Genomic DNA, 12775 nt, shown 5'->3' on the forward strand with positions numbered 1-12775 from the left:
CTCTTGTTAGCAAGTAGCCAGGAGTTTATTTAATTCTCTTGTAAGGACAATCCCCCTGTGATTGCCCCCTGGGGTTGCACCGTAAGTAAGTTTGGGGCAGGCAGGAAAGCACTGCTCCTACAGAAAACTCATCATTTTCAGGACTTACGCTCCTAAACCGGGTTTATCTAAAAAATTGAAGATTCTCACTAGAAATCTACTAAGAAACCCGGTTTCTAGCCTAGAGGTGCGTAAGTGTTGATTTTATCAGTTCCCAACCATTAAGTGGGAATTGCAATAATAAATTCCGTTCCCTTGCCAGGTGTAGAGTTACAACTGAGCCATCCCCCGTGTTTTTCTTCAACAATAGACCGCGAAATTGATAAACCCAATCCCGTCCCTTTACCCACAGATTTTGTAGTAAATAAGTGGTTAAATACCCGCTGTTTCACTTCTTCTGTCATCCCCATCCCGTTGTCCGCAATAGAAATTATAACATGAGAAGTGGAATTATCCTTGATATTTTTTTCACTCTCATCGGTAAGGAAAGTGCGAATCTTAATTTTATTAGGATTCGCCTTAATTTCATCGCGGCTTCGCGCTGAATCCCACTCTTCCAATGCGTCAATGGCATTAGCAATGATATTTAAAAACACCTGATTTAACTGTCCGGGATAACACTCTACTGGGGGTAATTCTCCGTAGTTTTTTAGCACTTGAATTTCGGGTTTACCCTCATTCGCTTTGAGCCGATGTCTCAAAATTAATAAGCTACTATCAATTCCTTCATGAATATTGAAACGAACTTTGGATTTAGTATCTGCCCGCGAAAAAGTCCTCAGAGAAATGCTGATGCCCCGAATGCGCTCAGTTCCTTCTTTCATAGAACTGAGCAGTTGTGGCAAGTCTTCTAAGAGAAAAGGGAGGTCAAGAGCTTCAATTTGAGTTTGTACTTCTGGATTATTTAGGGAGCTGTGTTGTTGATAAATATTGAGAGCAGTCATCAATTCTTGAAAGTAGCTTTCGGCGTGTTCAATGTTTCCTATAATGAAGCTGATGGGATTGTAAATTTCGTGGGCAACTCCGGCCACTAACTGGCCGACGGAAGCCATTTTTTCGTTTTGAATGAGTTGAGTTTGCACCTCTTGAAGTTCTGTTAAATTTTGTCTGACTTGTTTAACAGTTTCTAAGGCTCTTTGGATGGTGATTTCCATGTCCTGAAAATCAATGGGTTTTGTCAAAAAGTCAAAAGCTCCCCGGTTCATGGCAGTTCTAATGTTTTGCATATCTCCATAGGCGGAGATGACGACTGCTTTTAATGTATTGTCGATTTCTGAGAGTTTTTCTAGTAAAGTTAACCCGTCCATTTCGGGCATATTAATATCTGTTAGCACTAAATCAAATGGTGGAGATTCTGCAATTTTTTCTAAGGCTTCTCTGCCATTGTGAGCAAAGACAAATTCAATTTCTTTGATCCGAATTTTTTGCCTAAATTTTTGTTGAATGACGTATTCTAATAGTTGTTCATCATCGACGACTAGGATTTTGGCTGTCATGGGGAGCTATTCTGTATCCTATGGTAGAAATAACTAGGGTGATTGCTTACTATAGCACGTTGTTTTAATTTTGTAAAAGATTAAATCCCTTAATGAGAATGTAGTCAGGAAGAAGGAAGAAGACTTATGCAATCAGCTTTTTAGTCATCCGTGTTTTACGTTTAATTAAGTGGATCTACTTAAGATTCACTGTATAATTTTAAGCCGTGCAGGTGGGTTTGTGTAGAAGCACTTTCAACCTGCGAGTAAAGTTACTGATGTAGTGTTTTAACGCCTCGAACGTGCGCCAAAGCTATTTAACTTTTGGGCAAAGTAATGATGAATTCGGTGTAATTTCCGGTTTCGGTTTGCACTTCCAAATTGCCTCGATGTTGTCCAACAATGATATCGTGAGTGATGGATAAACCTAAACCTGTTCCCTGTCCGGGAGGCTTGGTAGTGAAGAAAGGGAGGAATATTTTTTGTTGATTTTCTTTAGGAATGCCGATGCCATTATCATGAATGCGAATTTCTATTGCAGTGCCTAGATTTTTAGTGGTAACAGAAACTGTGGGATTGAAATCGGCGGTCATTTTAGATTGTTTAATATAAGAGGCATAGCAAGCATTATCAATGATATTAATTAAAGCGCGGCTGAGGTCAGAAAAAGCGACATCTAGTTCTTCAATTGATTTGTCATAGTCGGTTTCAATGGTAAGGTTGAAGGTTTTATCTTTAGCACGGATGCTGTGGTAAGCTAATTGTAGGGATTGAGCGACGAGGGCGTTGATGTCGGTTTTTTGGCGGCTGCTGCCCTCGCTGCGAGCGTGCATTAGCATACTTTGAATAATGCTGTTGGCACGTTGTCCTTGTTCGTTAATTTCTGATACATTGCGCTTAAGATAAGTGAGGTTTTCGTTAATTAATTCCAGAGATTCGGAGTCTAAGTTTTGGGATTGGCGGTCTATTTCTTCTGCGATTTCAGATGTTAAGTCTTCTGAGAGTGTAGCAAGAGAAGTGACGAAGTTGAGGGGGTTGCGGATTTCGTGGGCAACACCTGCGGTGAGGGCTCCGAGGGAGGCGAGTTTTTCTGAGGCTACTATTTGTTTTTGAGCTATTTTTAATTCTGCGGTTCGTTCTTCAACTTTTTGTTCTAGGGTTTCCGAATATGCTGCAAGTTGTTGGTTGGCTTGTTCTAAATTTTGGTTGAGGTGATTGACTTCTGCGTAGAGTTTGGCATTAGTAATAGCGATGGCAGCTTGTCCCGATAGCATTTGTAAGACTGTGAGTCTGTCAGCGGTAAATGCAACGGTGGTCAAGTTATTTTCGAGATAGATAATCCCTGTAAGTTGACCTTGATTGAGCAGGGGTCTACACAAGATTGATTTGGGCTGATTTTGTTGGATATAGGGGTCTTTTTTAAAAATTCCTTCGTGGCTGGCATCGTTTAAAACGACTGTTTCTTTAGTGCGAGCAACGTAGTTAATAATTGCGGCTGGAACTGCATTTTTTAGGAGAGGAACGGAAATATTTTCCTCTTCAGGTTGTTGAGGAGTGGTCAATACGGTGAGGTCGTTACCTTCCACGATTCCGGTGGCTGAAATCACCCACTGATTCTCGCTTTGGTTAGATGAAAAAGGGGGTTTTGTGAGCAATGAACCACGAGTAGCTCCGGCATTTTCTATGAGAATGGTCATTAATTTACCTAGCAGTTCGCTGAGAACAATTTCCCCCGATAACGCCTGTGCTGCTTTCATAATTGTACCGAGGTCAAGTGCTGTTGAATGGCTGCAAGTAGAGGTTGTCGTCCAGTTTGAGGTGGTTGTGCTAGTGGGGTCGAGGCTGATAGTTTCAGACTGCTGCGTGCGGGAGATGAGATGGGGATATGTTTCTTCTAAGTCTCTGACTTTGGCGATGGCTCCCCAGCGAATGTAGCAGTAATAGGCTTCGGTCATGTAGGTTTTGGCGACTTTTTCTCTACCGAGGGCTAGATAAAATTCGGCAGCACGTTCGTTAGCGAGGGCTTCTTCTTGGATGAATCCTTGTTCTTTGGCTCCGTTGATGGCTCGTTCGTAGTAGGTTATTGCTGTCTCGTTTTGTCCTAATACTCGCGCTTTTTCTGCTTCTACGAGTTCGTATTTATGTTGGAAGTTCATTGGGGCGTGGTGCGCCCAGGTTTTCATTTGTTTTTGATGGGTGGCGACTTTCTTGAGGTATTCTTTTTGTTCGGTTTTGGTGGTGACTGGGTAGTGAGCGAGGAGGGCTAGGGAATAGTAGAAGTTGCATGTACTTGGCAGCATAGCACCACTCAAGTTTTGCTTGTATTTTTCTAGTAATATAGCTATTTCAAGACCTTGGTAAAAATGTTTAAATAAATAAAATAGCATAAGTTTAGCTAAATAAAAATAAGCAACTGCCGTATTATTATTAGCTTCTTTTAAAATAGATAATCTTTGTGAATCATCAAAGCTTTCTCCTATAAGTGTAGTATTAGGAGATTCATTTTTTATGTTCAAGACAAATTGATGCCAGATAGCCAAAAGATCGACCGTAAATTCTTGCTTGTAATTTTCAAGTGCTTTTAGATATCGTTGCTGAACATTAGCAACAGATTCTAGGTGCTCGCCACTCCAAAAAAGATTAATAGATTGATATAAAGCTCCATAACCTGCATATTCTAAATCTCCCGTTTCCACTCCACTGTTAAAAGCTTCACTTAGAGGAGTTATTGTATTTTTTATTGGCTCTTTACACTCTCGAATAAAATGGTTAAATGAATGGTAAACCTTAGCTTTTATTTCTCTAGCATTAAACTGCTCCAATAAAGTTAAAGCAAGTTGTCCAAATTGATATCCAGAATCGATATCTCCCAGCACTCCACAAAGCAACATACCATACATACAATAACCCTGAGCAGATAAAGCTGTATTCCCATATTTGACAGAAAGATAGACAATTTTAAAGACAACAAGTGGAAAAAGAGCGGGACTAGCAGCAAATGCTGCCGGAATAATATTCATCAAAATCCTTATAGTTGCCAAATGATCGGGGTTAGTCATCTCTGGCAAGTTTGCTAAATCTCGAATTTGTTTTCTCCCTACTATAAATTTGGTACGAAATAATCCAAGCATTATACTGAGCTTGTTTGGATGTTTAGGCAAAGAAATTCCTAATTTTTTTAGCAGTTGCAGTGCTGTGTCTAAAGCTTTTTGAGGCTGATTTTGGGATAAATAAAATGGAATTTTTAATTCATATACCTTGATCTTTTCAAGGACAGTTTTTGTTTGTAAAAGAACAATATCAGATAGCTTTTGTGCCTGTTTAAAATTAATATTAAGGTATTCTACTTCCAATGTTTCTAAATGGATATCTCGCATCAATTCATAGTGAATTTGCCAGCTAGATTCTGGCAGCAGTTCTAAACCTACATTCAAATATCTGACAGCGGCTTCATAAGCTGTCGCTGCTTTTGCTTTTCGTCCAGCTATCAAATTAAAATTGGCAAGTTCATTTTTTTCTGACTCTTGCGTGATGAATTCCAACCCAATATTCAACTGATTAACAATATCAAATATATTCTCTTCCAGGGCGTTGTCTGCGTATTGCTGCAACAATAACTTACCAATTTTCAAGTGGGTGGCTTTTTTCTGATTTTCAGGAATCATTGAATAGGCTGCTTGTTGCACCCTGTCATGTAAAAATCTATAGCTAACTTTGGATTGTTCAAAAAGTAGCGTTCCTTGTTCTTCTGACTGAAAAGCCAGAGGAATTTTGTAGTCGTTACTTAGGGGTAAAATTAGACCTGCTTGAAGTGCTGACCACAAATCATCGGCTGTTTCTAGCGGTGATTTTTTATTAACAATCGCGCAGACATCTAAGTTAAAGCGGTTGCCGACACAAGCGGCTAATTGTAAGATTTGTTGCGTAGATTCTGGCAGTTTTTGAATATTTCTGGCTACCAGTTCGACAACGTTATAATCAGCAATTCCCAGGGTTTGAATCTGCTTAATGTCCCATTTCCAGCAACTTTTGATAAATTCAAAGTTTAACAGTTGTTCACAGTGCAGAGTCTTGAAAAGTTGTGTTAGGAAGAAAGGATTCCCCTGAGTTTTATTGAAAAGTAAGTCGGCTAATTTTATTGAATTGTTATCTCCCTGAAGAGTATCGGCGACTAATTGACGGACGTTGCTAATATCTAAAGCCTGGAGGACGATGTTATTTACAACCGCACCTGTTTTTTCAATCTCTTCAATGGTTTGAATTGTGGGATGAGTGGGGCTAACTTCGTTATCTCGATAAGCTCCAATTAGTAATAGATATTCGCTATCCGTGTCTGTGATCAAGAGTTGCAGCAACTTCAGAGAGGCTGAATCAGCCCACTGCAAATCATCTAGGAATAGAACAAGCGGATGTTCTGGTTTAGTGAATACATGAATAAATTGTTTATAAACTCGGTTGAAGCGATTTTGAGATTCTGTTGGACCTAGCTGGGGAACTTCTGGCTGTTCGCCCATAATCAGTTCTACTTCGGGAATTACGTCGATAATTACCCGTCCATTTTGTCCCAAAGCTTGTACAAGTTGCTCTTTCCAAATTCCTATATTATCTGCGTTTTCTGTTAACAGTTGTCGGATTAATTCTTGAAAAGCTTGAATTAAGCCGGCGTAGGGAATGTTCTTTTTAAATTGGTCAAATTTACCGGCGATAAAATAACCGCGCTGGCGGACTATTGGTTTATGAATTTCTTGCACAACGCAGGTTTTTCCAATGCCTGAATAACCGCTGACGAGCATCATTTCTGTTGAGCCAACTGCAACTCGTTCAAAGGCTGCCATTAGGGTTGCAACTTCTGTTTCTCGTCCATATAGTTTTTGAGGAATAAGAAATTGACCGAATCGATCTACTTTTCCGGCTATGAAATCTTTAATTTCTCCTGATTTTTCTAGTTGTTTGAGACTTTCTTCTAAATCGGCTAAAAGTCCGCGAGTGCTTTGATATCTCTCTTCAGCAGTTTTTGCTAATAATTTCATTACGATATCAACTACGGCCTGGGGAATTTCTGGATTTAGCTGATTTAGCGGCGCGGGTTGTTTTGCGATGTGAGAATGCACCAATTCCATTGGGTCGTTAGAATTAAATGGTAGTTGACCCGTCAGCATTTCATAGAAGGTAATACCCAGGGAGTAAAAGTCGGTGCGATAGTCTATTGAGCGGTTCATTCTCCCGGTTTGTTCGGGAGACATATAGGCGAGTGTGCCTTCGATGTAGTTGGGGTTACTGATGGTAGGAATTTCTTTTTCGAGGCGGGTGGAGATGCTAAAGTCGATGAGTTTTATTTCTCTAGTTTCGGGTTTTATGAGGATATTTTGGGGTTTAATGTCTTTGTGGATAATTTGATTTTGATGCAGTTCGCCGAGAATTTGCGCGAGTTGACTGGCGATTTGAAGAAAGTTTATTAAGGAAGTTTTTTGGGCGGTAATATATTGTTTGAGGGGTTGTCCGCCAAAATCTTCTAAGATTAGGGCAAGTCCGTGTTCATAAGGTTTTAATTCGATGGGCTTGATAATGCCTGGGATGTTTAAAGAGTGGAGGATTTGATATTCGTGTCTGATTCGGGCGATTTCTTCTAGGGTGGGATACTCGGCTTTGAGGGTTTTAATGATGACAGCAGTGTGTTCTAATTCGTAGCGACCTTGATAAATAACGGTTTTTGTACCTTCGTGGAGCGGGGCAATCAGTTGGTATCCAGGTAGAGGGGTTCTCATTATATATCTTTAAAGGAGTACAGTAGTGAAAGAGCATGATACTGATGAACCCTGAGTTGATATATCATGTTATCAGTTTTTAACATTTTACCTTTGTATCGAAAATTATTTTCGATATAAAACAAAAACTTAAGATTTAATTAATTAAATCTTAAGTTTTGACAAAAATCTAGTTATTAGATAAAAAGTCGAAGCTTTATCGGAAGACAACCAGACTGCCGCAGTTCCCTATTTCCTTAGCGTGCGCCTACAAGTGTGGCTATTAAATTTTCTGAGGGGGTCGGAGCAGGCCCTAGAGCCACATCGCCCCATCGGATAATACTGGCGGCGGAGCTGCCAGAAAAACCGTGAGAATAAATCATCACTAAATCGTCTTTTCTGATTTTTTTCACGGCGGCTGCATGATGTAAAGCAGCCATAGCCGACACTACGGAAATGTTGCCATACTTGGGAAAAATGTCGATGATTTTATCTTTAGGTACATTCAGTTCTAAAGCACAAAAATCGACATAACCTGCTGCTGGTGGGTAAAAAATGAAGTAGTCTATATCCTCCACTGCAATTCCAGATTCAAACAAGATTTTTTGGCAGCATTGCTGGAAATATTTAATGAATAAAGAAGTCGCGTATTTCACTAAATTTTTATTCAAAGTAATTAACACTCTTGGATTTCCCATCTGATCTACCGTAAACCTGGGATAAATTACTCCGCAGGTATCATGAGTGTTTGTTGAATAGGAATGGAGTAAACCTTGTCCTTCTTCTAGTTTCTCAACAATAAAAGCGGCTGCTCCATCTCCAAGCGTGAATGAGAAAGAATTGGTATACTCTATGTGCTTGGAATAATTGCAGGATAAGGAGACTAATACCCTTTTAAATCTTTTGTCTCTGATTAACGCAACAGCATTTTCCAAGGCTAAAAGAGCTCCTCCACAGGTAGCATTTAAATTCCAAGCGACACCTCGAAAGCCTAACTTTTGTGCTATGTGAGTAGCATTCCCAATCACTAATTCTTCTGGAAACATCGCGCAAGAAATCAGCAAACCAACATCGTTGATTTCTACTTTATTGGCTTGCAAAACTTTTTCAATTGCTCCACATTCAATAGAAATAGAAGTTTCGCCTTCAGCCAAAACTCTTCTTTCTAAGGCTCCCCTGAATATATCTTCCCGATAAGGTTTTACTGCCTGTACCCAATTAGCATTTTCTTGAGCATCATTATCAAACAACCGCACTTTTTGATTTTTTTGTTCAAGTCCAGCTAAGAATTCTGGATGATTATTTTTCCAGTAATCATTAGTACGTACCTGCTCAGGAAAATTAACTGCAATTGCGCGAATTCCTACAGCTTGATTCATTTTGACAAAACTCACTTGAACAGAAATAAACAACATGAAATTTTGGACATTGCCAGCTCTAGGGTCTAACTCCTAGAGCGAGCAAATTTTATGCTCATTAGCTAAGAATTATCTCTTAACAATGAGCAACTTAACTATGCGCCTCGCGCAAAACCCGCCTCAAAACCTTACCCGTCGCATTTTTCGGAAGCGAATCAACAAACCGGACAAGGTGAGGAACCTTATAAGCCGCTATCTGCTTAGAACAGAAAGAAATCACATCCTCTGGCGCGACAACTTGCCCGTTATTAAGAACAATATTCGCCAAAATGCTCTCACCTTTAACCTTGTCAGGAATGCCACAAATAGCCACTTCCGCCACCGCTGGATGTTGAGAAATTACCCGCTCCAATTCACTCGGATAAACCTTAAATCCAGAAACATTAATCATGTCCTTCAAGCGGTCAACAATGAAGAAATAGCCTTCTTCATCCATGCGGCCCAAATCTCCAGTATGAAACCAACCATTTGACATAACTTGGGCCGTTTCAGCGGGACGGTTCCAATAGCTCGACATCACATTAGGCCCGCGAATAATAATCTCGCCAACTTCCCCGACATCAACTTCTGAACCCTCACTATCCACCACCTTCATTTCCACATTATCAATTGGCATCCCAATCGAACCAGGCTTATATTTCAAGTAATGGTTGTAACAAGAAAAAGGCGAAGTTTCCGTCAAACCGTACCCTTCATGGATCACCCGACCATACTGTTCTTGCCACTGATCTACAACTTCCAAGGGCATTCTGGCAGCAGCGCTAAAATAATAGCGCACTGAGTTAAAGTTGCATTCATCAGGCGACATTTCTAACAGCTTGGCAAAGGCTGTCGGCACTCCAAAAAACATGGTAATCTGCTCCGCCGCCGTTACTTGCAACACTTCGGCCGGATAAAACCTGCGCTGCAAAATGATAGTCGCACAAGCATTCAATCCCGCATTCAGAATAAAATTCTGACCGAAACAGTGGAACAAGGGTAAATACAAAAGTAACCGATCCTCAGCCCTCATACCACAGCAATGCTTGACAGAGTGCATATTTGAAGTCACATTCCCATGAGAAAGCACTGCACCTTTAGGAAAACCCGTCGTCCCCGATGTATAAATAATTGCGGCGGGTTCTGTAGGTTCCATTTCAATAGCTTTAGCTTCAGCAGAAGCGTTTGCTATCAGTTGTAACAAACTGATTTCTTTACAGCTTAAACTCAGCTCGCTCCCAGAAACATGAGAAGAATGGCTACCAACCCCACTAGGCGGTTTAATAACTCCATCTTCTGCAATCAGAATGTATTGAAGGTAAGCTAAATCATCATCAGGCACTTGCCTTCGCAATGATTCTGTGGCAATTACTATCTTAGCAGCACAGTCATTGAGAATAAACCGAACTTCATCGCTTTTGAGCATTGCATTGATAGAAACTGCGACAGCCCCAATCTTTAAGATGCCCAGATAAGAGATGACAAATTCGGGAATATTAGGCAGGAAGAGAGCAACGCAATCTCCCCGTTTAATCCCCAATCCTTGCAAACCATTTGCAGCGCAGTTTGCTAATTGATTTAGCTGCTTGTAAGTAAAAGATTTACCTTCAAAAATTAAGGCAGTTTTCTGAGGGAAAAATCTACACCCTCTCTCGATATGCTCTGCAATGTTCATCCCTATCTTAGTTCTCCGTAAAATTGCCGCCAAACCATAGGTTTCGTGTTCAAGATTTGGATGCACTGGTGCACCGTCGTTAAGACAAATCGGAAACCACGACGTAAAGCTTTCGATTGCTCTTTTTTTTCTGAGGAAATATCCCCCACGAAACTCGGATGAATTGTCTGAGAAAATTGTTGCCAATCCCTCGGTTCAAGTTGATATACTTTGACACATTGGCGAACAGCATCCGCCAAAAAGTGTTGCTGATTTGACAATTTCTCTGCTTTTTTACTTGGGGAAATATCTAGCTGAAAAGCAGTTTCCGAGATGTTAGCTGAAATATTGTGAGTAACCATTGTTGTGCCTTTCTAGTAATGTTCAACAATCTTTTGCAGCCAAAAATTTGGGACTGTTTGTGTAAGGGACAAGCAGCTCTTAATAAGTTAAAAATTTAACTTATTTTTTACGCCATTAGGCAGGCTATTCTTAGCTACAAATGACCTGTTTTACACAGGCCATCCGAGGAAAAAAGGGGATGAAATAATGTGAGTTTTTTTCAAAACTCCTTCCCTTTCCTCTTCCTACTTCAAACTTGATAAAATCCGGTTCACAGCTTGCACAATTCGTCCTTCCTGTGCAATGTCAGCAGCAATCATGGCAATGTGTATATCTAAAGATTGCTCGTTGTCGTTCCAGATGTAAGATTTATCAACATTCGGGTGCTGTCCCACAACTTCGCGCACAGCCTCATATAGCGGTAAGCTAAGTGGGGACAAACACTCCCGCGCGTCATAGTGACCGGCTACTTGATGGGTTCGCAAATCAACGGCTTGGACGGCAAACATTAGGGAAATTGCCATATATTGCTGGAATAACTCAATTGAGCGACGAGCTAAATTAGCTGAAGCGAATCCTTGGCTATTGATATTCTGATTGAATTGTTCGGCGTGAGTGGGAAAGCGGTCAGCAATTGAATTTCCGTAAAAACTCAATAGTGGCATAATGGAATTTCCAGCTATTTGCAGACCTTTTAATCCCATGTTGACCTTACGGCTGGTGTTGCCAACCAGAGAAGGTGACAAACCATTATTAAATTCAGGTGCAGCTAACAGCGCAATTTGCACATCTAAATGCTTAGCCAGCAGACCTAAAAGATAGCGCAACCGATCCATCCCAACGCCAATATATTGCCCTAAGAAATTGCCGCCGTGATAACTAGCTTGATTCTCAGTATCGATTAAGGGGTTGTCAGTAACAGAGTTAATTTCAACTTCAATCTGTTGGGCAATTTCTGCGATTCCATCCACAATCGGCCCCATGTACTGAGGCAAACAACGCAGCGAATAACGGTCTTGTATCGGATGAGCGCCGCGAGACTCGTGGGAACCATCTAACTCATCTCGATTCAAGCAGGAACCTGCGAGGAGTTCGACCATTTTGGAAGCTGCCCACACCTGACCAAAATGAGGCTTGAGCTTGTGAATGAAGGGGTGGAACGATTGATTTGTCCCGCCTAATCCTTGGATTGTCAAGGCATGAGTACCCATTGCCAAGGCAAGTATTACTTGCGAATCCCGGACGCAGTTGGCAGCAATGCCGGTCATTACAGACGTACCATTAACCATTGCTAACCCTTCTTTGGGAAGCAGATCAATTCTTGGTAAACCTAATATTTCTAACGCTTGAATTGCTGACATTTCTCTGCCCTTAAAATCAACAGTGAAACTGTCATCTAGACCTATTAATGCACCTGTGATGTGCGCTAGGGGAACTAAATCGCCGGAAGCGCCGATGGAACCCAATTCACACACGTGAGGCGTGACTCCTGCGTTTAGAAATGCGATCGTCCGCTCAATTAACTCCAGCCGAATTCCTGAAGCGCCCTGGAGGTGGGAGTTAATTCGCAAGAGCATGGCGGCGCGGACGCAAGCTGTGGGCAGCCTTGGCCCGGCACCAGCTTTGAGAAACCAAATCAAATTGTTTTGTAAACTCGCGGCTTCTTCCGGTGCGATCGCTGTATTGGCCATCCCACCAAAGCCAGTTGTGACTCCGTAAATCGGCTTTCCCGACTCGACAGCATTCGCAATGTAGTCGCAGGATGCTTGTACTCGTTCCGCAACATCGCTTTCATCATTTAACCGAACTCTGGTTCCACAACGGGCAACCCTGGCCACTTCTTCTACACTCAGCCGTCGGTTCCCCACAGTTACGTTACTCAAATTAGGCTCCGGCCATTTGGGTAATTGTAGAGAAATCGGCTCTGTTAAGTTTCTTGACACTTCTTAGATCCTAAATTTATAGATAGATGCCACTCAAATGTGACTCTAGTCACAGCACACTCGAAACCGGGATGTTACTTTGAATTAAATGACAGAGAAATATGACTAGTACAGCTCGGCGAAAATAGAATACCCACTAAACCGCTAATACTTTACCCTTATAAGTCCACTTGAAGGGCTT

6 protein-coding genes are annotated in these 12775 nt (G+C 41.2%); all 6 read right to left on the reverse strand.

Features of this window, described 5'->3' with window-relative positions; translation table 11 throughout:
• Positions 1–260: 260 nt before the first annotated feature.
• A complete protein-coding gene (locus QUA70_RS22920) occupies positions 261–1535 on the reverse strand; it encodes a response regulator (protein WP_333326122.1) in 1275 nt (424 codons plus the stop codon).
• 296 nt (positions 1536–1831) lie between these two features.
• Entirely contained in the window at positions 1832–7279 is a 5448-nt protein-coding gene (locus QUA70_RS22925) for an AAA family ATPase (protein WP_333350122.1), read from the reverse strand.
• A 236-nt stretch (positions 7280–7515) separates the two neighbouring features.
• Entirely contained in the window at positions 7516–8673 is a 1158-nt protein-coding gene (locus QUA70_RS22930) for a 3-oxoacyl-[acyl-carrier-protein] synthase III C-terminal domain-containing protein (RefSeq protein WP_333410687.1), read from the reverse strand.
• Positions 8674–8767: 94 nt separating this feature from the next.
• Positions 8768–10330: a long-chain fatty acid--CoA ligase gene (locus QUA70_RS22935; protein ID WP_333350125.1), complete on the reverse strand. Its 1563-nt coding sequence runs from the start codon at positions 10328–10330 to the stop codon at positions 8768–8770.
• A 2-nt stretch (positions 10331–10332) separates the two neighbouring features.
• Positions 10333–10671: a hypothetical protein gene (locus tag QUA70_RS22940; protein WP_333350127.1), complete on the reverse strand. Its 339-nt coding sequence runs from the start codon at positions 10669–10671 to the stop codon at positions 10333–10335.
• 225 nt (positions 10672–10896) lie between these two features.
• Positions 10897–12594 carry an aromatic amino acid ammonia-lyase gene (locus QUA70_RS22945; RefSeq protein ID WP_333410689.1) on the reverse strand — a complete coding sequence of 566 codons (1698 nt, stop codon included), beginning with the start codon at positions 12592–12594 and terminating at the stop codon, positions 10897–10899.
• Positions 12595–12775 lie beyond the last annotated feature (181 nt).

It is taken from the genome of Microcoleus sp. LAD1_D5 (assembly GCF_036702115.1).
Lineage (GTDB): Bacteria > Cyanobacteriota > Cyanobacteriia > Cyanobacteriales > Microcoleaceae > Microcoleus.